24 protein-coding genes and 1 tRNA gene are annotated in these 20,172 nt (G+C 55.3%); 18 read left to right on the top strand and 7 right to left on the bottom strand.

Annotation, left to right across the window (positions count from 1 at the left end; genetic code table 11):
• Positions 1-46 precede the first annotated feature (46 nt).
• Positions 47-1,285, top strand: a complete 1,239-nt coding sequence (alaC, locus tag ACYAC5_RS13765) for an alanine transaminase (protein ID WP_192411436.1) — start codon at positions 47-49, stop codon at positions 1,283-1,285.
• Positions 1,286-1,326: 41 nt separating this feature from the next.
• Here alaC and ypdK read toward each other — a convergent pair whose 3' ends face one another.
• The 3 genes from ypdK to ACYAC5_RS13750 all read right to left on the bottom strand — a co-directional run bounded on the left by ypdK (position 1,327) and on the right by ACYAC5_RS13750 (position 4,236).
• A complete protein-coding gene (ypdK, locus tag ACYAC5_RS13760) occupies positions 1,327-1,398 on the bottom strand; it encodes a membrane protein YpdK (RefSeq protein WP_099686956.1) in 72 nt (23 codons plus the stop codon).
• Positions 1,399-1,600: 202 nt separating this feature from the next.
• On the bottom strand, positions 1,601-2,629 hold the full coding sequence (locus tag ACYAC5_RS13755; RefSeq protein WP_110866531.1) for an HlyD family secretion protein: 1,029 nt from the start codon (positions 2,627-2,629) through the stop codon (positions 1,601-1,603).
• A 5-nt stretch (positions 2,630-2,634) separates the two neighbouring features.
• Positions 2,635-4,236 (bottom strand): MFS transporter, encoded by a 1,602-nt coding sequence (locus ACYAC5_RS13750; protein WP_192411437.1) that lies wholly within the window; start codon positions 4,234-4,236, stop codon positions 2,635-2,637.
• 150 nt (positions 4,237-4,386) lie between these two features.
• Here ACYAC5_RS13750 and ACYAC5_RS13745 point away from each other — a divergent pair, with 150 nt between their 5' ends.
• From ACYAC5_RS13745 to ACYAC5_RS13730, 4 genes are all read left to right on the top strand, one after another.
• Positions 4,387-5,172, top strand: a complete 786-nt coding sequence (locus tag ACYAC5_RS13745) for an IclR family transcriptional regulator (protein WP_008101326.1) — start codon at positions 4,387-4,389, stop codon at positions 5,170-5,172.
• Between the two features lie 7 nt (positions 5,173-5,179).
• The gene (locus ACYAC5_RS13740; protein ID WP_101763602.1) at positions 5,180-5,632 is read left to right on the top strand and encodes a universal stress protein; all 453 of its coding nucleotides are present in this window, start codon (positions 5,180-5,182) and stop codon (positions 5,630-5,632) included.
• Positions 5,633-5,641: 9 nt separating this feature from the next.
• A complete protein-coding gene (locus tag ACYAC5_RS13735; RefSeq protein ID WP_101763603.1) occupies positions 5,642-6,445 on the top strand; it encodes a hypothetical protein in 804 nt (267 codons plus the stop codon).
• A 252-nt stretch (positions 6,446-6,697) separates the two neighbouring features.
• Positions 6,698-6,979 carry a putative periplasmic lipoprotein gene (locus ACYAC5_RS13730; protein ID WP_008101319.1) on the top strand — a complete coding sequence of 94 codons (282 nt, stop codon included), beginning with the start codon at positions 6,698-6,700 and terminating at the stop codon, positions 6,977-6,979.
• Between the two features lie 515 nt (positions 6,980-7,494).
• Here the strand turns inward: ACYAC5_RS13730 and ACYAC5_RS13725 are convergent.
• Complete coding sequence (locus tag ACYAC5_RS13725; RefSeq protein WP_192411438.1) at positions 7,495-8,712, bottom strand: L-lactate MFS transporter; 1,218 nt, start codon at positions 8,710-8,712, stop codon at positions 7,495-7,497.
• Between the two features lie 269 nt (positions 8,713-8,981).
• On the opposite strand from ACYAC5_RS13725, the gene ACYAC5_RS13720 reads away from it, so the two are divergent.
• Positions 8,982-9,221: a hypothetical protein gene (locus tag ACYAC5_RS13720; RefSeq protein ID WP_008101313.1), complete on the top strand. Its 240-nt coding sequence runs from the start codon at positions 8,982-8,984 to the stop codon at positions 9,219-9,221.
• A gap of 38 nt (positions 9,222-9,259) precedes the next feature.
• Here ACYAC5_RS13720 and ACYAC5_RS13715 read toward each other — a convergent pair whose 3' ends face one another.
• Positions 9,260-10,159, bottom strand: a complete 900-nt coding sequence (locus ACYAC5_RS13715) for a DMT family transporter (RefSeq protein ID WP_192411439.1) — start codon at positions 10,157-10,159, stop codon at positions 9,260-9,262.
• A gap of 180 nt (positions 10,160-10,339) precedes the next feature.
• Between ACYAC5_RS13715 and ACYAC5_RS13710 the strand changes: the two genes are divergently transcribed.
• The 3 genes from ACYAC5_RS13710 to ACYAC5_RS13700 all read left to right on the top strand — a co-directional run bounded on the left by ACYAC5_RS13710 (position 10,340) and on the right by ACYAC5_RS13700 (position 11,862).
• On the top strand, positions 10,340-11,209 hold the full coding sequence (locus ACYAC5_RS13710) for an AraC family transcriptional regulator (RefSeq protein ID WP_192411440.1): 870 nt from the start codon (positions 10,340-10,342) through the stop codon (positions 11,207-11,209).
• A 187-nt stretch (positions 11,210-11,396) separates the two neighbouring features.
• Positions 11,397-11,627 (top strand): hypothetical protein, encoded by a 231-nt coding sequence (locus ACYAC5_RS13705; protein ID WP_137386900.1) that lies wholly within the window; start codon positions 11,397-11,399, stop codon positions 11,625-11,627.
• Between the two features lie 25 nt (positions 11,628-11,652).
• Positions 11,653-11,862, top strand: a complete 210-nt coding sequence (locus ACYAC5_RS13700; protein ID WP_192411441.1) for a hypothetical protein — start codon at positions 11,653-11,655, stop codon at positions 11,860-11,862.
• Positions 11,863-11,882: 20 nt separating this feature from the next.
• Here the strand turns inward: ACYAC5_RS13700 and ACYAC5_RS13695 are convergent.
• Positions 11,883-11,957, bottom strand: a tRNA-Arg gene (locus tag ACYAC5_RS13695).
• A gap of 87 nt (positions 11,958-12,044) precedes the next feature.
• Positions 12,045-12,959 carry a formate/nitrite transporter family protein gene (locus ACYAC5_RS13690; protein WP_137386225.1) on the bottom strand — a complete coding sequence of 305 codons (915 nt, stop codon included), beginning with the start codon at positions 12,957-12,959 and terminating at the stop codon, positions 12,045-12,047.
• Positions 12,960-13,202: 243 nt separating this feature from the next.
• Between ACYAC5_RS13690 and ccmA the strand changes: the two genes are divergently transcribed.
• From ccmA to ccmI, 9 genes are read left to right on the top strand one after another with little or no spacing between them, the layout of a single operon-like run.
• Positions 13,203-13,817 (top strand): cytochrome c biogenesis heme-transporting ATPase CcmA, encoded by a 615-nt coding sequence (gene ccmA, locus ACYAC5_RS13685; RefSeq protein WP_192411448.1) that lies wholly within the window; start codon positions 13,203-13,205, stop codon positions 13,815-13,817.
• A complete protein-coding gene (gene ccmB, locus ACYAC5_RS13680) occupies positions 13,817-14,476 on the top strand; it encodes a heme exporter protein CcmB (RefSeq protein ID WP_192411449.1) in 660 nt (219 codons plus the stop codon). Before ccmA ends, ccmB begins: the two co-directional genes overlap by 1 nt.
• 57 nt (positions 14,477-14,533) lie before the next feature.
• Positions 14,534-15,274, top strand: a complete 741-nt coding sequence (locus ACYAC5_RS13675) for a heme ABC transporter permease (protein ID WP_277973854.1) — start codon at positions 14,534-14,536, stop codon at positions 15,272-15,274.
• Positions 15,271-15,504: a heme exporter protein CcmD gene (gene ccmD / locus ACYAC5_RS13670; protein WP_462061913.1), complete on the top strand. Its 234-nt coding sequence runs from the start codon at positions 15,271-15,273 to the stop codon at positions 15,502-15,504. The genes ACYAC5_RS13675 and ccmD overlap by 4 nt, the downstream gene beginning before the upstream one ends.
• On the top strand, positions 15,501-15,986 hold the full coding sequence (ccmE, locus tag ACYAC5_RS13665; protein WP_008101293.1) for a cytochrome c maturation protein CcmE: 486 nt from the start codon (positions 15,501-15,503) through the stop codon (positions 15,984-15,986). The genes ccmD and ccmE overlap by 4 nt, the downstream gene beginning before the upstream one ends.
• Positions 15,983-17,941, top strand: coding sequence for a heme lyase CcmF/NrfE family subunit (locus ACYAC5_RS13660; RefSeq protein WP_462061912.1), 1,959 nt, complete (start codon positions 15,983-15,985; stop codon positions 17,939-17,941). Before ccmE ends, ACYAC5_RS13660 begins: the two co-directional genes overlap by 4 nt.
• Positions 17,938-18,495, top strand: coding sequence for a DsbE family thiol:disulfide interchange protein (locus ACYAC5_RS13655; RefSeq protein WP_101763614.1), 558 nt, complete (start codon positions 17,938-17,940; stop codon positions 18,493-18,495). Before ACYAC5_RS13660 ends, ACYAC5_RS13655 begins: the two co-directional genes overlap by 4 nt.
• On the top strand, positions 18,492-18,947 hold the full coding sequence (locus ACYAC5_RS13650; protein WP_101763615.1) for a cytochrome c-type biogenesis protein: 456 nt from the start codon (positions 18,492-18,494) through the stop codon (positions 18,945-18,947). The genes ACYAC5_RS13655 and ACYAC5_RS13650 overlap by 4 nt, the downstream gene beginning before the upstream one ends.
• Positions 18,947-20,158, top strand: a complete 1,212-nt coding sequence (gene ccmI, locus ACYAC5_RS13645; RefSeq protein WP_462061911.1) for a c-type cytochrome biogenesis protein CcmI — start codon at positions 18,947-18,949, stop codon at positions 20,156-20,158. Before ACYAC5_RS13650 ends, ccmI begins: the two co-directional genes overlap by 1 nt.
• Positions 20,159-20,172: the final 14 nt, after the last annotated feature.

The raw sequence follows: 20,172 nt of genomic DNA, 5'->3' as shown, positions 1-20,172 counted from the left end.
CACGTCGCTCGGACGGTCCGGGCGCTAACGTAAACCAGAGGACATCATGGCTGATAACAGCACACCCCGTCGTTTCTCGCGTATTGAACGCCTTCCCCCGTATGTTTTTAACATTACCGCTGAATTGAAGATGGCTGCGCGTCGGCGCGGCGAAGACATCATCGATTTTTCGATGGGCAATCCGGATGGCCCCACGCCGCCGCACATCGTCGAAAAGCTCTGCCAGGTAGCGCAGCGCGAAGACACGCACGGTTACTCAACCTCGAAAGGTATTCCCCGTTTGCGTCGCGCGATTTCGCGCTGGTACGCAGATCGTTATCAGGTGGAGATCGATCCGGAATCGGAGGCGATTGTCACCATCGGCTCCAAAGAGGGTTTGGCGCACTTGATGCTGGCCACGCTCGACCACGGCGACACCGTGCTGGTGCCAAACCCCAGCTATCCGATTCACATTTACGGCGCGGTGATTGCCGGCGCGCAGGTGCGTTCTGTTCCGCTGGTAGCGGGCGTTGATTTCTTCAACGAGCTGGAGCGGGCGATTCGCGAAAGCTATCCCAAACCGAAAATGATGATTCTCGGCTTCCCGTCGAACCCTACAGCGCAATGCGTTGAGCTCGACTTCTTTGAGCGCGTCATCACGCTGGCGAAGCAGTACAACGTGCTGGTCATCCACGATCTCGCCTACGCTGATATCACCTACGATGGCTGGAAAGCGCCGTCGATTATGCAGGTGCCAGGCGCGCGTGATGTGGCGGTAGAATTCTTTACCCTGTCGAAAAGCTACAACATGGCGGGCTGGCGCATCGGCTTTATGGTCGGTAACAAAGAGCTGGTCTCCGCGCTGGCGCGCATCAAAAGTTATCACGATTACGGCACCTTCACGCCACTGCAGGTCGCGGCGATTGCGGCGCTGGAAGGCGATCAACAGTGCGTGCGCGATATTGCTGAACAGTACAAACGCCGTCGTGATGTCTTGGTGAAAGGCCTGCACGAAGCGGGCTGGATGGTCGATCTGCCGAAGGCGTCGATGTACGTCTGGGCGAAAATTCCCGATCACTACGCGCATCTCGGCTCGCTGGAGTTCGCCAAATTACTGATGCAGGAGGCCAAAGTGTGCGTCTCGCCGGGCGTCGGTTTCGGTGATTACGGGGATACCCACGTGCGTTTCGCGCTGATTGAAAACAGCGATCGTATTCGTCAGGCGGTGCGGGGGATTAAATCGATGTTCCGTGCCGATGGCATTTTGCCGGGAACGGTGAAAGCGCTGGAAGAAGAAGAGGAATAACCATTAAGTGGGGCGACTCAGCGTCGCCCCGCCTGGCGGCTCTACAGCATCAGTACAAAAGTACCGACCCAAAGCAACAGGAAGAAAGAAATTCCCATCAAAGCGTATCTCACAAAACAACTCCTCTGAGCGGCTACCCGGCGGGCGATCCCAAACCCGCGTAACCCGAACAGAATAAGAGAAAGGTGGAGTTCATCATCGCTACACGCTTTCTTCTCAGGTCGCTCCGGGCAAGCCCGGAACAGGATCGAGGGCTAATTTACGCGGAATTGTCCCAAAAATAAATAGGCCGCTTCTGAGATATCGCTCACATTTTCAGCGGGTCTCAATCTCCGGTATCGCCGACATTCCCACGCGCAGTTTTGCCAGATCCGGCTGGTTCTCATCGAGCACAATTTTCACCGGTAAACGCTGTACCACTTTGGTGTAATTGCCGGTGGCGTTGTCCGGCGAAATGGCGGAAAAGGTCGCGCCCGTAGCTGGAGCAATGCTGTCGACGTGACCGCTAAATACCTTGCCCGGCAAGGCATCCACCTTCACGCTCACTTTCTGCCCTTGCTGCACATCCGCCAGCTGCGTTTCCAGATAATTAGCGGTGATATAGGTTTGCTGCAGCGGCACCACCGCCAGCAAACGCGTGCCTGCGCTAACGTAGGCGCCGAGGCGCACCGAACGCTGACCGACCATGCCATCCACCGGCGCCACAATCCGCGTGTAGGAAAGATTGAGCTGCGCCTGATCGACGCTGGCCTGCGCGGCAGCGACATCGGCAGCGGCCTGACGCACCGCAGCTTGTAGCACGCCAACTTGCTTGACGGCGGAAGCTAGCGCCGCTTCGCTCTGGCGGACGGTAGCCGAAGCGGATCGCTGCGTTGAGTTGGCTTTTTGCTGATCGTCTGCGGCGATGGTGCCACTTTTATACAGCTGGTTGTAACGCGCGGCGCTTTGTCCGGCGTACTGCGCTGAAGCCTGGCTCGCCGCTAACGTGGCCTTCGCCTGGTCGATAGTGGATTGCTGCTGTTCCAGCTGCGCCTGGCTACTCAAACGCTTCGCCTCGCTGACCTGCAAATTGGCCTGCGCGGTCTCTAACGCCACGCGGTAATCGCGATCGTCGAGTGTCGCCAGCAGTTCGCCGGCCTTTACGCGCTGGTTGTCTTGCACGTTGACGCTGGCGATGTAGCCGGAAACTTTCGGCGCAACCAGCGTATAATCGGCATTCACATAGGCATCGGTGGTGCGGTGATCGTTGCCGGTCATCGATGACCAGACAAAAAAGGCCATCGCTAATAACACCAGTAATAAGGCGCTCAACAGCACCGTTCTCTTCAAAGCAAAAGCTTGCATATCAATTATCTCGACGTCGTCGTAACAGGTTGAATCAGTGTTTGTGGTGGCCAGACGCGTTTTGGCAGCCAGGCGGTTAACAGTACAAGCAGGGCGGCGAAGGCAATCAGCATCTGGTAGCAATCACTCAGGCTCAGCACCATCGCCTGCTGTTTTAGCAAGGTGGCGAAGCCGCTGAGGTTCTCCGCGCTGCTGGCGCTGCCGTCCGGCAGCAATGGCATGCTGCTGCTGGATTGTGCGCTGTTCGGTGCCGTCATCAGCCATGAACGGCTGGCGGCGCTATCGACCAGCACGTTGGAGTGGAATTTTTCACGGTGGCTGATAAACCATTCCACCAGCGTGCTGGCGGCGATGCTGGAGAAACCGCGCACCGTGTTGAACATCGCCGAGGCAAAGGGGCCTTCTGGTGGTGCAACCACACTGGTGGCACTCATCAGCACCGGCAAAATCACCATGGGCTGGCCGAACGCCTGCAAAATCTGAATCAGCCAGAAATTCTGCCGCGCCCAATCGGTGGTGATGTGCATGCCCATCAGGCAGGACGTCACCAACAGCGCTACGCCCGCTGTCAACATCCAGCGGCAATCCACCCAGCGAATATTCAGTAGCGCGGCAACAAAAGGCGCGATCAGCAACTGCGGCAATCCGATGGTCAACGCCAGCGGGGCGAACTGCAGCGTGCGGAAGCCTTGCACCTGCGCCAGATAGGCCGACGGCAGCGCCGAACCTGACAGCGACAGAATCAGCACGCCCGCCAGCACCAGCAAGCCGTGCGCGAGATTGCGCCGCCCCAGCATCTGCAATTTGAACAGCGGTAGCGGATGAAACCATTCATTAATAAAGAACACAGTCAGCAACGCCAGCGCGCTGAATAATAGGCCGCAGAATAACGGCGATTCGAGCCAGTCGAGTCGCTCGCCCTGCGTCAGCGCCAGAATCAGCAGCGCCATACCCGAACAGCCGGTCAGCATGCCGAACAGGTCGATCTGTTTAAAACGCTCAAGGCGCAGCGGATCCTGCGGCAAACCCCAGCTAATCAGCAGCATGGCAATCAGCATGGCGGGCACCACTTGCCAGAAGACAAACAGCCAGCTGACGTCATCGGTCCAGAACGCCGCCAGCGAAGCGGCCATATTCGGACCGAAGGTGGCGGTCAGCGCATATCCGGCTAAACCGTATAATTTGATCGGCGGCGGAAGAAAGCGCAGCGCAACGGTCATCAGCATTGGCGGCAGCGCGCCGCCAAATAACCCCTGCACCACGCGCAAGGCGATAAACAGCGTGGCGTTAGGCATCAGCGGCAGCAGCAGACCGCTCAGCATAAAACCAGCGGAGACGGTGAGCGCAAAGCGGCGCAGCGAAAAGGTGACGGCGAACCAGGGCGCAATCATCATTGCCGCCACTTCAGCGGCCTGATACGCGGAAATGATCCAGCTGCCTTGATCGTAACTGATGCCGATGGCAGCGCGGATATCGGCTAACGCGATATCGGTGACGCGATCGTTTAATCCCGATGTGAGCGCGGCAATCAGCACGCCAACCAATCCCAGCGCCAGGCGCAGAGTAAACGGATGGGGGGCCGGAGCCGCAATGGGCTGGGCGTTCATAGCAGGCTTCTCGTTATAATGTTGGTGCAGTGTATTGCGATGTGATACAGATGGTATCTTACATATCGATATGCTGTATTGCAATGTGATACAGGGTGTAAAAGTGCGATCATTCGCGTTAAAGTAGGGCAGGCCAAAAAGGAACGCATCATGGTTGAACTTCCCTCAAGCCGTGAGGATGAAAAAGCGGGTGGCATTCAGGTCATCGCGCGTGCGGCAAAAATTCTGAACGCGCTGGGTGAGCATCCCGGCGGCATGAGTTTGGGTGAAATTGCGCAGGTGGTTGATCTGCCGCGCTCGACGGTGCAGCGCATTATTGGTGCGCTGGACAGCGCACAGCTGGTGCGCAGCAGTGGTGCCGGCGGGTTACGTCTTGGTCCGGCGCTGCTCAAGCTGATCTCCAGCGTGCACAGTGACGTGGTGGAAATCGTGCGTCCATTCCTCGAACAACTCTCTGCAGAGATTAATGAAACGGTATCGCTGGCGCGGGCCAGCGGCACGCAGCTGGCGATCGTGCATTATGTGGTGGCCTCGCGCGAACTGCGCGTGGTGCCGCGCATCGGGCTGAATCTGCCGCTTTACAGCACATCGGGCGGCCGCGCGTTGCTGGCGCTGGAGAGCGATGAAGATGTGCGCGTGATGGTGGGCGAAGCCTATAAAGAGTTAACCGAGATGACGGTGAAAACGCTGCCGCAATTGCTGGAGCTGATTGCCGAGGTACGCGCCAGCGGATTGGCGATTGATCGCGGTGAGACGCTGGAGGGCATTTCGACCATGGCGGTCGCCATTGATACGCTGTTTGGCCGCTTCTCCATCTCATTACTGGTGCCGACCGCGCGTTTTCATAAGCAGGAAGCGCATTATCGTGAGCAAATCATCAAGTGCAAAGACGCCTTGATTCGTGAAATTGGCAAAATGACCGCTGTGGAAGGATAACCAACTGATGAAAACTTTGCTGATGGCCATCGATAACTCTCCGGTGGCGGAAAAAGTGATTGCGTTGACCATTGAACAAGCGCTGGCGCATCAGGCACAGGTCACGGTGCTGTGCTGCGTTGATCCCGCATACTCCTCCTGCAATCAACCGATAGAGATTGATGCCGGTGAAGATCCGGATGATTTTGTGGCGGCGAAAGATGAACAGAACACCGCCGAAATGGTGGTGCGCCACGCGCTGGCGCCGCTTTTGCGTGCGGGCGTGGCGGCAAAGGGTTTGATTCTGGCGGGGGAAGCGGCGGAAACCATTGTGGCGCAATCCACACTTTTGCATGCCAGCATGATCATCATGGGACGCCGTCATCTGTCGCCGTTTAATCGTCTGCTGAAAGGTTCGGTCAGCGCTGCGGTGATTGAACGCGCCAATTGCCCCGTTTTAATTGATGTGCGTAAGGATTAACCCCGCTCGATGCTCTCGCTTTTTCCGATTACGCTAGCGGCGTTCGCGCTGCTGGCGATCATTATTATTCTGCTGGTGCGCACCACCTCGCTGCGACTGTGGCAAGGCGTGCTGTTATTTATCTTGCCGCTAATACTGGCGAATTTACTGTGGTTCAGCTGGCTTCATCCACGTCAGGAGCGGCAGGCGCTGATGGAAGAGGTCGCAACCCAACTCAGCCTTGCGCCCGGTTATCGTCTGCTAAAAATTCAGGAACCCGCATTGTGGCAGTTGCTTAATCGCGAGCTGCTGCATAAACGGCTGGAAGGTGTTCCCGCCAATCAGGCGCTGGGGGATATGCGCGGCTGGTTGATGGATCTGGTTAATCAGCGTCTGACGCGCGCCAGCGATGCGGCGATCATTGATTACATCCGCGTCTCGGTCGAGGAGATGCGGGCGTTGCAGCAGCAGGAACCGCAGCGCTGCTTCCGTTTCCTCTATCCGCAGGTGAATGGCGGCGTCAATTTGCAACAGGTGTTGTCACCGGAACTGAATCAGCGCGATGCGCAAGCACTCGAAACGCTGCTGCAGCAAAGTACCGGCAATGAACAGCCGCTGGATCAGGCTGCGGCGCAGCGCGATTTACAAAGCGTGGTGGAAAAACTGTATGGCAAGTGGGGCGATCGGCTGCAACAGCTGAATATGCCGGCGGATACCGCGGTTGATCGCGGCGCAATGTGCGCGATGTCGATTGATCTCTATAGCGGCATTCTCGCATTGCCTGACAAACAAGCGGCCAATCTTTTACGTAAGATGGTCAGCCTGACCGGTTAGCAGGCAAAAAAAAAGCCCGCTCAGCGCGGGCATGAAGGTCATTATCAGTATGTTTATTATTAATTCACCTGGTGTGGTGCAGACTTCGTTTTGTCTGAACAGATAATCGCACCCTTACCTTGATAAGTGAAACCGTTTGGTTTTATCGATTTGATTGGCGAAAGCTTCACTAATCCCGGACATTTCGCGCTTTATTCCTATAGATAAGCGCGGCGTTGCCTTTTAGACTGCTACGCTCAAGAGGAAACCCTAATGAAAAAAATGCTTATTAGCGCATTGGCGCTTTTTATGTTGGCGGGTTGTAGCGTCAGCAAACCAGGAGGATTTGAGCGTGTTGATGAAGATACCAGCTCAAATACCGTGCAGTATCGTTACGATCCGCACACGCTGAATAAAGACGCAATGGAGATCGACCTTGCGAATTATTGCAGCCAGCGTGGATTTGATAAGGTGGAATCACTGCCGTCGCAAAATAGCCATTTGCCCGGACTTAAGAAAGCCTGGTATCAATGTAATTACGCGGTAAAAAGCTAAAAAAATAGGGCGGGATAATTTCCCGCCCTTTTTATTTTCTTATTATTTGCTGTGTGTGCTTTGCCCAACTATCTGCGGTGTCCATGACCGCCGTGCCCATGATGCCAGCCGCCACCACCACCATGATGGCCCCAGCCTGGGCCGCCGCCTCCACGATGATGATCGATAATACAGCCACTCAACATCGTCATAATGGCTACAACCGATGCAAGCTTAATTACTTTCTTCATGGAGAGTCCTCCTCTGTTCCAATGACGCCAGATTACAGGGGAATAGTGGAGTGAAGATGCAGGAAATGTAGAGTTATTACGGAATGTATTACGGAGTGTGTCAATTAAATGCTAAAAAAGTCGCGGGGTAAAATAAACCAATCGGAATAAGCTGAATGCCTGATAATAATAACGAGATTACTCCGAAAGGCAAGGCTTAATAATAGTGGTTCTCAATTAACGTTTTATTGTGGATCAATTGTGGAGAAATGGGATACCGCATATTCATGCGGCATCCCAGCGAACTTAATTATGCAGTAAAGGTTCTGCCACGTTTTGGCGATTTGGCAGACGGATGCTCAGCGACAACACCAGCGAAATCACCAGCAAGGTCATAATCAGGCTGAAGGTGACGGTGAAGCCGCCAAAGGCGGAAGCAACCAGCGAACCCAGCACGCTGCCGATACCGAAGCCCAGGTAAATCAGACCATAGTTTTTGGTCAGGTTGTTCAGGCCAAAGAAATCGCTGACCAGCGATGGGAACACGGTAATGGTGCCGCCGAAGCTGAAGGCCACGCAGGCTAAGGAGAGGAAGAAGCTCGATTCACTCATATGGGTGAACAGCAAAATGCTCATGCCCACCAGCGAGACGATTTGCGCCAGCGTAATCACGCGGATGCGCGCCATTTTATCCGATAGCACGCCAAGAATCAGACGGCCGCTGAGGTTGGCAATCGCAATCACCGTGACCGCATTGGCGGCGGTTTGCGCGCTCAGATGCACCATGCCTTCACCGATATCTTTCGCCACGCCAATCACGTACAGGCCGCTCATGCAGGCAGTCAGGAACATCAGCGCCAGCATCCAGTACTGCGGTAAACGCACCGATTGCGCCAGCGTGTAATCTTTGGCTTCCAGCTGCGTATTACCTCTGTTCTTCTGCATCGGTGCGTCACGCATCAGCAACGCGCCGACAATAATCATGCTCATCGCCAGCACGCCCCAGATCATGAAGGTATTCTCCAGACCTTGTGCGCTCAGCAGTGCGCCGCAGATGAATTTAAAGCCGAGGCTGCCCAAACCGTACGCACCAATCGAGCAGGCGGAAATGAGCCCTTTGCGCTCCGGGAACCACTTCACGCAGTTAGAGAGCGTCATCAGATAACCGGCGCCATCGGCCAATCCCACCAGAATCCCCGCGCTGAGGTAGAGCATCATCAGATTATCGGCATGCGCGGTCAGCCAGAAACCTACCGCCATCAGCATGCCCGCACCGATGGTGACGTTGCGCACGCCAAAGCGCTCCTGCAATTTCCCGGCAAGCGATGACGCAATCGCCAGGCCAAGACTGAGTAAACCGAACGAGAAAGCCACTTCACTGATCGGCGCATTCAGCTTATTTGCCAGCGGGCCGTTAAACAGGCTCCAGGTATAAACCGAGCCCAAAGCGAACTGGGTGATAATAGTGCCGATAAGGGTGAGCATGCGGGTACGTTGGTCATTCGCGGGGGTTGCTGTTGTCATTTTTATCTCTCACTCGAGAAAGCGGAATCTGTGGAGATAATAAATTGCTCTCGCGCGTGCGGGAGATGCAGAGGCGTGAATGAACCGGATGGTGGAACGAAATGCAGTAAAGCGGGTATGAATGGCATTGTGATGACAGTAAGTGATGTCATTTAAGCCGTAGCGGTTGCTACGGGTAACCATCTGTAAGTGTTTGTATCGATCGCGCCATATCGCCTGCAAAGTTGTGGATGTTTGCCAGGCTTAGAATTCATTCAAAAGGAGGAAATATGAAAGACCGAACATATGAATCCGCGTCAAATGAGGATGAGGTTTGCTGCATTATCGGTCAGGCGGTGATCGAGTTAAGCGATGAGCATCAACCAGTGAATAAATCCACGTTGTCGCTGAAATTACTGGCAATGGCCGACCGCGACAAAGATGATGAACGCGTCCTGCTTTACTGGATTGCCAGAAAAGCCATAACTAAACCTCACCAGCTCAATATCGGCGTTCAGGGCTGGCGTTAGAGGAACAAAAGAGCGGGCGCAATGCCCGCTCTCGTTATTTATGCAGTCCGTAATCGGCCCATCGTCGGCCAGCGTACAAACATCACCATGTTCCCCGCCAGAATCATCACCAATCCGATAATCGCATTACTATGCCAGTGATAACCTTCATAAAGCGTGGAGAGCGTTAGCGCCACCAGCGGGAACAGCAAAGTACTGTAAGCGGCCTGACTGGCACCAATACGGCCCACCAGCGTGAAATAGGCGCCAAATCCCACGACCGAACCAAATATCGCCAGGTAGCTCATCGCGCCTAACCATTGCATATTCAGCGCTGGCGCCAGCGAATCGCCGTTAATTAATGCCAGTGCGGCCATCACCAAAGCGCCATACAGCATCGCGTAGCTATTGGTGGTCAACACATCACGCTGACGGCGTTGATGGCGCAGCGAAATCATATTGCCGAAGGAGAAGCCCAGCGTGCCAAGCGCGCTGAGGCCCACGCCCCACAGCAACTGTGGAGCCGGATGCGCCGCCTGAATATCATTCCAGAACAGTGCGACAATACCGCCCAGGCCAAGCACCGCCGCTGGCAACAGGCGAAACGATGGACGCTGACGGAAGAAGATCCAGCTGTTAAGCGCGTTATACAGCACGGCCATCGAGAATATCACCGACTCGAGTCCGCTGCTGATCCACGCGGCAGCATGATAGAAGCAGACAAAGTTGAAGCCAAACACGCAGCAGCCCTGCAGCAGACAAAACAGATGATCGCGCTTATCCAACGTTCGTAGCCGATGCAGCAGTTTGAGGATCACCAGCATCACCAGCGACGCCAGTAAGAAACGCCAAAATACCGCCACCAAAACGGGCGTATCGCCCGCTTCCTGCTGCAGGAAAATGGCAATCCAGGTGGTTCCCCAAATCATCACCACGGCAAGGTATAACATCACATTCATAACGCACTCTCCGACATAATCTGGCCCGCAGTGTGGCGTGAAAAGCAACCTGCGGCTTGCACGTTTTTGCGCGGCAATTGCAAAATCTTGCGCTTTTTACTTCTGTGTCCGGCTGTGACCTGTTTTCTGTCTGCGGAGATCCGTACACTGGGCGCTCATGAACTTCGAGTGATATGAACCATGGCCGATTACCAGACCTTCAACATGCTGCAGCGCCACAAAGCGCAGCTGCGCGACAGTGTGCAGTTGTCGAGCGGCATTAAGCTGGCGGCCTGGTTTAACAGCGGCGATCGCGTCACCAATCTTAGCGATCATCATACGCTGAGCCTGTATACCGCAGACGGCTATGAAACCTGGCATAAAACCCAAAACGGCTGGCGCAACGGCGGCGGCCCGGATCGCTTTTGCCTGATGCCCAGCGGGGTAGAATCGGTGTGGGATATTCGCGCCGATTTGTCGTTTGTGCATCTCTATTGCACCGACGAACATCTGCGGCATTTGGGCGAGCAGATTTGGGATCGCAGTCCGTCGCAGCTTAATCTGCATGAAAAGATCTTCGCGGCGGACGATCGCATCACTCAACTATATCGCCACTTCTTGCTGAGCACCGACTGGCAACAGCCGGCGAACCAATTGATGCTCAGCAGCGCATCAACGTTGCTGATGACGCATCTGCTGCAACGCTACAGCGATGTGCAATGGCAAGCGCCGCAGGTGCGTGGCGGACTGGCGCCCGCCGTGTTGCGGCGAGTCATGGCGTATATTGATGCGCAGCTCGATCAGCCATTAACGCTGGCGCAACTGGCAGCTGAAGCGGCGCTGAGCGAATACCATTTTGCCCGCATGTTCCGCAGCAGCTTTGGCGAGGCCCCGCATCAATATGTGATGCGCCGCCGCATGGATGCGGCGCTGCAGCTGCTGAAATTCAGCCGTTTACCGCTAACAGAAATCGCACTGCGCTGCGGTTTTCACTCCTCGAGTCACTTCAGTAACCGCTTCCGTCAGCTGCATGGCGTGACGCCATCGGCATGGCGCCAAGATCACGTCTAATTACGATCTCACTTTTAAAACGTTGTAATCGGCTGCAAGAACCCCTGTTTTTTTCTGAACACACCTCTCAATTAGGCATTCTCACACTCAGTGAGGCATTTTTTCGATGGATTTCGGAGTAGGATGCTTTGCAGGAAATTCAATCTATCCCATTGATTAAAATAACAAGTTACGAGAAGCCATAATTATGGAAAAGCGCGTGTCAAAGCTGGAAGCGGATATTCATGAAATGAAAATGGATATCGCGGTGATCAAATCGAATTACGTCACCAAAAGCGATCTTTATCAGGAGATCGGCAAAGTGCATCAGGATATTGGGAGAATTCATCAGGAGTTGAGCAAACAGACAAAATGGATAGTCGCGGGGATGCTGAGTACCGCAGGTATGACGCTGGCACTGGCTCGCTGGTTGTTTTGAGTGAATTGATGATCAAGGAGTGAACATGGAAAAGCGCGTTTCAAAGCTTGAAGCGGATATCGACGATATCAAAACCGATATGGCGCTGATGAAAACGGATATTGCGGAGATTAAATCGAACTACGCCACTAAAAGCGATCTTCATCAGGCGATAAATCAACAAACGAAATGGATTGTGGCGGGAATAATGAGCACCGCTGGACTGACACTTGCTCTGGCGAGATGGCTGTTTTAGGCGGGAGAACGATGAAAATCTGGTGTCCCCTGCAGGAATCGAACCTGCAACTAGCCCTTAGGAGGGGCTCGTTATATCCATTTAACTAAGGAGACGCCGGGCGCGCAGTATAGCGCACCGCGAACCTGATTTTAACTATGCAGCGGTTGTTTGCTCAATCTATCAGCAATTTAAGACCAGGCTTACGCCTGTTTTTGCTTCTCTTTCCGCTTCTGTTCCGCACGCGCTTTGGCTTTCGCCGCTTCACTCATATCGTTACGAATCTGCGCATGGCTGATCAACGCAAATATCAGCGTACCGCCCGTGATGTTGCCAAGCAGCGTAGGCAAGGCAAATGGCCAAAAGAATTCGTACCACGGCAGCGTGCCCGCAAACACCAGATACAGCACCTCGACTGAACCGACCACGATATGCGCTAAATCACCTAACGCCACCAGCCAGGTCATCATCACAATCACTACAATCTTTGCGCCACCCGCATACGGGAACATCCATACCATGGTGGCGATAATCCAGCCTGATATCACCGCATTAGCGAACATTTCGCTTGGGGAGTTCACCATCACTTTTTCACTGATGGCGGTAAAGGCCTGACGCGTCGCATCGTCGAATATTGGCATATGATTAAAGGCCAGCGCCCCCAATGCAGTGCCAATCAGATTGCCGAGCAGCACCACGCACCAGAGCCGTAACAGCAGCGCAAAGTTGCTGCCGGTCGGTTTGTGCATCACCGGCAAAACGGCGGTAACGGTATTCTCGGTAAACAGTTGCTGGCGCGCCATAATCACGATGACAAAGCCAAAGGTATAACCCAAATTTTCCAGTAAAAATGCGCCCGGCACGCCTTTAAGATGGACCTGAAAAATGCCTTTCGCCATCAGCGAAGCGCTCATTGACAGTCCCGCCGCAACCGCGGACCAGAGCAGCGCCATGCCGTCACGCTCGAGTTCTTTTTCCCCATCCTGGCGTATCTCTTCATGAATCGCCGCAGCCTGCGAGGGCAGGGCATCTTCATCGACTTCTATCTCCTTGCCTTGCTCCTTCTCATCACTCTCTACATCGTTGTCACTGTTTGAAATCGATGGTGATTGTTTCATGTTTTCCTCAGGTGATAATGCCATTGCGTCATAAGCGTAGCTGGTTTTTGCAAGGTCGATTTGTTACGAAGATTCAAATTAAGAGTAACGAAATTTTAACTGAGTTGGATTTTTGAGCAATTTGTTGATCTGGGGCGCACGAATACCCCATTTGGGGTAAGTGGGAGCCAGCTCACAGACTTCGGCCCACAGATTCAATGTGGTATTATCCCCGCCTCATTCATTGCCGCGATTCTCCCTTCTATGCTCGAAGTCATTAATCTCTCATGCGTTCGTGATGAGCGAACCTTGTTTCATGGGTTGAGCTTCCGCGTGCAACCGGGTGACATTGTGCAAATTGAAGGGCCAAACGGAGCCGGGAAAACTTCGCTGTTGCGCCTGCTGGCCGGATTAAGCCGGGCGGAAGAGGGCGACGTAACGTGGCAGTCACAGCCCCTTCGTCAACAGCGCGAAGTATGGCAACAAAATCTGCTCTATCTTGGCCATCACCCCGGCGTGAAATCGGTACTCTCACCGCTAGAGAACCTGCATTTCTGGCACGGTAGCAGCAAAGAAGACGCGATTTTTGCTGCGCTCGAGCAGGTCGATCTGCTGGGTTTTGAAGAGGTGCCGGTGGCACAACTCTCCGCCGGACAGCAGCGGCGCGTGGCATTAGCACGCTTATGGCTTAGCCCAGCGTCGATATGGATCCTCGATGAACCCTTAACCGCCATCGATAAAGGCGGTGTGGAAAAATTAATGGCGCGATTCGTCAGCCATGCCGATAACGGCGGAGCGGTGATTCTGACCACGCATCAGGATCTGCCCGATCACAGCGCGCGCGTGCGTAAAATTCGTCTTACTTCGGAGTGGGCTTGATGTTAGGCCGGGTCATTCAGCGTGAATTAAAAATCGCCTTTCGTAGCGGCGGGGAAGTGATCAATCCGCTGTGGTTTTTCCTGATTGTTATCACGCTGTTTCCGTTAGGTATCGGACCGGAGCCACAGCAGCTGGCGCGGATTGCGCCGGGCGTGGCGTGGGTTGCCGCGTTACTCGCCTCATTGCTGGCGCTGGAACGGCTGTTTCGTGACGATTTTCTTGATGGTTCGCTTGAGCAACTACTTCTGTTGCCGACGCCGCTGCCGATCACGGTGCTGGGCAAAGTGATTGCGCACTGGCTGATTACCGGGCTACCGCTGATTTTATTGTCGCCGCTGGCGGCATTGTTGCTGTCGCTGGATTTTGCCGGCTGGCGCGCGATGGCATTGACGTTATTACTTGGCACGCCAACGCTGAGTTTTCTCGGCGCGATTGGTACCGGATTAACCGTTGGGTTGCGGCGCGGCGGCGTATTACTGAGTTTGCTGGTATTGCCGTTGTCGATACCGGTTTTGATATTTGCCAGCGCGGCGATTGATGCCGCCGCAATGGGATTGCCGATCGGGGGTTATCTGGCGATTCTTGGCGCGATGCTGGCGGTAAGCGCAACGCTGTCGCCGTTCGCGACGGCAGCGGCCTTGCGTATCAGTCTGCATTAATTCGTGCCGCCCCAGAGCGGTCGAAACCTGAATTCTCTTTATTGTGAGCTATGCAAAATGTGGAAATGGTTACACCAGTGGGCAAAGCCTGAGCGGCTTTACCAGCTATGCGGTCGCTTTATTCCGTGGTTCGCGGTGCTGGGTGTTGGCACGCTGTTACTCGGTTGGGTCTGGGGATTCGGCTTTGCACCGGCGGATTATCAGCAGGGCAACAGCTTCCGGATTATGTACATTCATGTGCCTGCAGCGATGTGGTCGATGGGCGTGTATGCATCAATGGCTATTGCGGCATTTATCGGCCTGGTGTGGCAGATGAAGATGGCCGATCTGGTCTCAGCGGCGATGGCGCCGATTGGCGCGGTGTTCACCTTTATCGCGCTGATTACCGGTTCCGCTTGGGGTAAACCGATGTGGGGAACCTGGTGGATCTGGGATGCACGCCTGACATCTGAGCTGGTGCTGCTGTTCCTCTATATGGGCGTTATCGCGCTGTATCACTCCTTTGAAGACCGCCGCACCGCCGGGCGCGCCGCCGGCATTTTGATTCTGGTTGGCGTGGTTAATCTGCCGATCATTCACTTCTCGGTGCAATGGTGGAACACGCTGCATCAGGGCTCATCAGGCATTCTGCAGCAGGCTATCGATCCAAGCATGCGCACACCGCTGCGCTGGTCCATTCTCGGTTACCTGCTGGTGTTTGGTGCGCTGACCTTAATGCGCCTGCGCAATTTGATTCTATTCACCGAGCGTCATCGTCCGTGGGCGATTGATGTGGCGCAGGGAGGAAGCAAATTATGACGCCAGCCTTTGCATCGTGGAGCGATTTCTTCGCCATGGGCGGCTATGCCTTTTACGTCTGGCTCGCCGTTATCCTCACGTTGATCCCGTTATTCGGTCTGGTGCTGCACACCGTGCTGTTCCGCCGCCGTTTGCTGGCGGAAATTCGCCAGCGTCAGTCCAGGGATCGCCGCATTCGCGTGGCTAAATCGAAAAAAGCTGCCAGTGGAGCAGCGGGAGAATCCGTGTGAATATCCGTCGTCGTAATCGCCTCTATGTGGCGATCGCGGTGTTGATCGGGCTTGGCCTGGCGACCGCGCTGGTGATGTACGCGCTGCGTTCCAACATCGACCTGTTTTATACCCCGAGTGAAATTATCAACGGCAAAGGTGAAGATCATCAGAAGCCTGAGCCGGGCCAGCGCTTGCGCATTGGCGGCATGGTGATGCCGGGCAGCGTAAAGCGCGATCCGAAAACGCTCGCCGTCTCTTTCAAACTGTATGACGCCAACGGCGTGGTCAGTGTGACCTATGAAGGCATTCTGCCGGACCTGTTCCGTGAAGGGCAAGGCGTGGTAGCGCAAGGCGTGCTGGAAGAGGGCAATCTGGTGAACGCCAAAGAAGTGCTGGCGAAACACGATGAAAAATATACGCCTCCCGAAATTGAAGATGCCATGAAGAAGAATCACACAGGACCTGCAGCAGCCTATCAGCAGTCGGGTGCGCAATCATGATGCCGGAAATTGGTAGCTTTCTGCTGTGTCTGGCGCTGGCTTTAGCGCTCCTGTTGAGCGTCTATCCGTTGTGGGGCGCTGCGCGGCAGGATGCGCGTTTGATGGCCATGGCGCGCCCGTTAACCTGGGGCATGTTTATCTGTGTCGCCGCCTCTTTTGTGGTGTTGGTGCACGCCTTTGTGGTGAATGACTTTACCGTTGGCTATGTCGCCACCAACTCCAACACCTTGCTGCCGGTCTATTATCGCATCGCGGCAACCTGGGGTGCGCACGAAGGTTCACTGCTGTTGTGGGTGCTGCTGCTCAGCACCTGGACGCTGGCGGTGGCGATCTTCAGTCGCGGGATGCCGCAGGATGCGCTAGCACGCGTGCTGGCGGTGATGGGCATGATTAATCTCGGCTTCCTGCTGTTTATCATTCTCACCTCGAATCCATTTACCCGCACCTTGCCAAACTTCCCGATTGACGGGCGCGATCTCAACCCGATGCTGCAGGATATCGGGCTGATCTTCCATCCGCCGCTGCTGTACATGGGTTATGTCGGCTTCTCGGTGGCCTTTGCGTTTGCTATTGCCTCGCTGATGGCCGGACGTCTGGATACCGCATGGGCGCGCTGGTCACGTCCGTGGACTACCGCCGCGTGGGTCTTCCTGACCATCGGCATCGTGCTCGGTTCGGCGTGGGCTTATTACGAACTCGGCTGGGGCGGCTGGTGGTTCTGGGATCCGGTCGAAAACGCCTCCTTTATGCCGTGGCTGGCTGGTACCGCGCTGATGCACTCGCTGGCGGTGACAGAAAAGCGCGGCAGCTTCAAGTCCTGGACGGTGTTACTGGCGATTACCGCGTTCTCGTTAAGCCTGCTTGGCACTTTCCTCGTGCGCTCCGGCGTGCTGGTTTCCGTGCACTCGTTCGCCTCCGATCCGGCGCGCGGCATGTTTATTCTCGCCTTCCTGGTGATTGTGATTGGCAGCTCGCTGCTGCTGTACGCGCTGAAAGGTGGTCAGGTGCGCAGCCGCGTACAGAGCGAAGCCTGGTCACGCGAATCCTTCCTGCTGGGTAATAACGTGCTGCTGATCGCCGCGATGCTGGTGGTATTACTCGGTACGCTGCTGCCGCTGGTGCATAAACAGCTCGGTCTCGGCAGCATCTCGGTGGGCGAACCGTTTTTCAACACCATGTTTACCTGGCTGATGGCACCGCTCGCGCTGATGCTCGGTATCGGTCCGCTGGTGCGCTGGCGTCGTGACCAACCACAGAAACTGTGGAAACGCCTTGGCGTGGGCCTGTTGGTGACGCTGATTCTGTCGATCGCCCTGCCGTGGCTGCTGCAGGATCGCATTGAGGCGATGACGGTTATCGGCCTGCTGATGTCGATCTGGGTGATCATGCTGACGTTGATGGAACTGCACGAGCGCGCCACCCATCGCCACTCTTTCTTCAAAGGTTTACGACATCTATCGCGCAGCCATTGGGGCATGGTGCTGGGGCATTTAGGCGTGGCGGTGACCGTGGTTGGTATCGCCTTTAGCACCCAGTACAGCGTTGAGCGTGATGTGCGCATGAAGGCGGGCGATACCGTTGATATCCACAATTATCACTTTACCTTCCACGGCGTGCGCAACCTGCAAGGGCCGAACTACAGCGGCGGCGTGGCGGTGATTGAAGTGACGCGCAACGGCAAGCTGGAGGCGGTGATGCAGGCGGAAAAACGCTTCTATGCAGCCGCGCGCACCATGATGACCGAAGCGGCGATCAGCGGCGGTTTCACCCGCGATCTGTATGCGGCGCTGGGCGAAGAGCTGGATGACGGTTCGTGGGCGGTGCGGATTTACTACAAACCGTTTGTGCGCTGGATCTGGTACGGCGGCGTGTTTATGGCGGTGGGCGGCTTGTTCTGCCTGTTCGATCCGCGCTATCGCTCACGCAAAAAAGAGCAGCGCGAGGAGCTGGCATGAACAAAAAAATCCTGTTTATCCCGTTAGTTCTGTTTTTGCTGCTGGCCGCGGCGCTGCTGTGGCAGCTGTCGCGCAACGCCAACGGCGATGATCCAACGCGTCTCGAATCGGCATTGATCGGCAAGCCGGTACCCGTATTCAAACTGGAAGCGCTCGATCAGCCCGGCAAAATCTACGATCAGCAGGTGCTGACCGACGGCAAACCGATTCTGCTCAACGTCTGGGCAACCTGGTGCCCAACCTGCCGCGCGGAGCATCAATACCTCAATACGCTGGCGGAAAAAGGCATTCGCGTGGTTGGCCTCAATTATAAAGACGATCGCACTAAAGCGGTGACCTGGCTGAACACGCTGGGCAATCCTTATGCGCTCAGCTTGTATGACGGCAACGGGATGCTCGGTCTCGATCTCGGCGTTTACGGCGCACCGGAAACCTTCCTGATCGACGGCAAAGGGATCATTCGTTATCGCCATGCAGGCGACATGAACGATCGCGTCTGGCTCGAAGAAGTGAAACCGCTGTGGGACAAATATAACAAGGAGGCGGGCGTATGAAACGGCTGCTTCTACTGTTAGCGGGCATTCTGCTCAGCACCAGCCTGTGGGCGGCGATTGATACGTATCAGTTCGATTCGGTGCAGCAGGAAGAGCAATACCGCGATCTCACCGCATCGCTGCGTTGCCCGAAATGCCAGAACAACAGCATTGCCGATTCCAATGCGATGATCGCGTCGGATATGCGTCTCAAAGTCTACGAGTTAATGAAGCAGGGCGAAAGCCGCCAGCAGATCATTGATTACATGGTGGCGCGTTACGGTAATTTCGTGACGTATGAGCCGCCGGTAACGCCTTCCACGCTGATTTTGTGGGTGGGGCCAGCGCTGTTTGTGGTGCTGGGCGCGCTGATCATTATTCTGCGTAATCGTCGCGGCAAAGCGCGTAGCGAACTCGACGACAGTGAACAACAGCGCCTTGCGGCGTTACTCAAGCGTGACGGGAAGCCGTAATGACTGGATTCTGGATTACCCTGATTATTTTACTGCTGGCGGCTATCGCGCTGTTTCTGCGTGCTGGCTGGCGTCAGCGCGAGGCCAGCAGTGGCGATCGCGATCGTCTCAACACCGATTTCTATCAGCAACGCCTGCGCGAGCTGGAGCGTGATGAAGAAGAGGGCGTGGTGGCTGAGCGCCCGGAAATGGTGCGCGAACTGCAACAAACGCTGTTAACCGATGTGCCGCAGCAGGATGCCGCGACCATTCATCGCAGCAGTCGCTGGGTGTTGCTGCCGGGCGTGATTGTGCTGCTGGTGGTGTCGGTTGGCATGTATCTGAAAACCGGCGGACTCACGCAGCAAACTGCGTTTGTCAGCGTACAGCAGGAGTATCCTGCGTTACGTGCGCGCGTGATGGATCCTAAAGCTCAGCCGCTAACTATGGAAGAGCTGGCGCGTCTGCATCTGGGTCTGCGCAGCTCGCTGCAGAACGACGCAACGAACCTCAACGATTGGGCAATGTTGGGCCGCTTAGGGATGGTGCTGAATAATGCTACCGATGCCAGCCAGGCATTTGAACATGCGCTACAGCTGGCGCCAGACAATATCGAACTGCAGCAGGATTATGCCGAAGTGCTGACGCGCTCCAGCGATCCGCAGGATAACCGTCAGGCCAACGTGTTGCTGAAAGCGCTGCTTAAACGCGATCACAGCGATGTGCGCACGCTGAGTCTGCTGGCGTTTAATGCCTTTGAGCAGCAGCAGTACAATGAGGCGATTGGTGCATGGCAGGTGATGCTGAAACTGTTACCGGCAGGCGATCGTCGCATCACCATGATCGAGCGCAGCATTGAACAAGCGAAAACCGACGCGGGACAGCAAAATAGCAGCCTGGCATTGACGGTGAGTTTGACGCCGCCGGCAGAAAAAATGTTACCGCAAGGCGGAGTGTTGTATATTTCTGTGTCTGACGGTGTTTCACCGGTGCCTGTGGCTGTGAAGCGTTTACCGCTGAGCCACTTTCCGTTATCGCTCACGCTCGATGACAGCAATGCCATGATGCCCGATCGCCTGCTTTCGGCACAGCATCAGGTGCAAGTCAGGGTGCGCATTTCGCGCGATGGCAGTGCCAATCCACAGTCTGGCGACTGGTTGGGTTTAAGCGCGGTCACACCCTGGGATGGTCATCAGCAACTGGCTGTGGAAATTAATCAACAGCAGCCCTGAAGCGATACCTTACT

The organism is Pantoea sp. y20, from assembly GCF_054903455.1.
This window is presented reverse-complemented; position numbering and strand designations above follow the sequence as displayed.

Coding starts and splice junctions, on each gene's coding strand:
- alaC (WP_192411436.1), top strand. CDS start 47: ATGGCTGATAACAGCACACCCCGTCGTTTCTCGCGTATTGAACGCCTT.
- ACYAC5_RS13755 (WP_110866531.1), bottom strand. CDS start 2,629: ATGCAAGCTTTTGCTTTGAAGAGAACGGTGCTGTTGAGCGCCTTATTA.
- ACYAC5_RS13750 (WP_192411437.1), bottom strand. CDS start 4,236: ATGAACGCCCAGCCCATTGCGGCTCCGGCCCCCCATCCGTTTACTCTG.
- ACYAC5_RS13745 (WP_008101326.1), top strand. CDS start 4,387: ATGGTTGAACTTCCCTCAAGCCGTGAGGATGAAAAAGCGGGTGGCATT.
- ACYAC5_RS13740 (WP_101763602.1), top strand. CDS start 5,180: ATGAAAACTTTGCTGATGGCCATCGATAACTCTCCGGTGGCGGAAAAA.
- ACYAC5_RS13735 (WP_101763603.1), top strand. CDS start 5,642: ATGCTCTCGCTTTTTCCGATTACGCTAGCGGCGTTCGCGCTGCTGGCG.
- ACYAC5_RS13730 (WP_008101319.1), top strand. CDS start 6,698: ATGAAAAAAATGCTTATTAGCGCATTGGCGCTTTTTATGTTGGCGGGT.
- ACYAC5_RS13725 (WP_192411438.1), bottom strand. CDS start 8,712: ATGACAACAGCAACCCCCGCGAATGACCAACGTACCCGCATGCTCACC.
- ACYAC5_RS13720 (WP_008101313.1), top strand. CDS start 8,982: ATGAAAGACCGAACATATGAATCCGCGTCAAATGAGGATGAGGTTTGC.
- ACYAC5_RS13715 (WP_192411439.1), bottom strand. CDS start 10,159: ATGAATGTGATGTTATACCTTGCCGTGGTGATGATTTGGGGAACCACC.
- ACYAC5_RS13710 (WP_192411440.1), top strand. CDS start 10,340: ATGGCCGATTACCAGACCTTCAACATGCTGCAGCGCCACAAAGCGCAG.
- ACYAC5_RS13705 (WP_137386900.1), top strand. CDS start 11,397: ATGGAAAAGCGCGTGTCAAAGCTGGAAGCGGATATTCATGAAATGAAA.
- ACYAC5_RS13700 (WP_192411441.1), top strand. CDS start 11,653: ATGGAAAAGCGCGTTTCAAAGCTTGAAGCGGATATCGACGATATCAAA.
- ACYAC5_RS13690 (WP_137386225.1), bottom strand. CDS start 12,959: ATGAAACAATCACCATCGATTTCAAACAGTGACAACGATGTAGAGAGT.
- ccmA (WP_192411448.1), top strand. CDS start 13,203: ATGCTCGAAGTCATTAATCTCTCATGCGTTCGTGATGAGCGAACCTTG.
- ccmB (WP_192411449.1), top strand. CDS start 13,817: ATGTTAGGCCGGGTCATTCAGCGTGAATTAAAAATCGCCTTTCGTAGC.
- ACYAC5_RS13675 (WP_277973854.1), top strand. CDS start 14,534: ATGTGGAAATGGTTACACCAGTGGGCAAAGCCTGAGCGGCTTTACCAG.
- ccmD (WP_462061913.1), top strand. CDS start 15,271: ATGACGCCAGCCTTTGCATCGTGGAGCGATTTCTTCGCCATGGGCGGC.
- ACYAC5_RS13660 (WP_462061912.1), top strand. CDS start 15,983: ATGATGCCGGAAATTGGTAGCTTTCTGCTGTGTCTGGCGCTGGCTTTA.
- ACYAC5_RS13655 (WP_101763614.1), top strand. CDS start 17,938: ATGAACAAAAAAATCCTGTTTATCCCGTTAGTTCTGTTTTTGCTGCTG.
- ACYAC5_RS13650 (WP_101763615.1), top strand. CDS start 18,492: ATGAAACGGCTGCTTCTACTGTTAGCGGGCATTCTGCTCAGCACCAGC.
- ccmI (WP_462061911.1), top strand. CDS start 18,947: ATGACTGGATTCTGGATTACCCTGATTATTTTACTGCTGGCGGCTATC.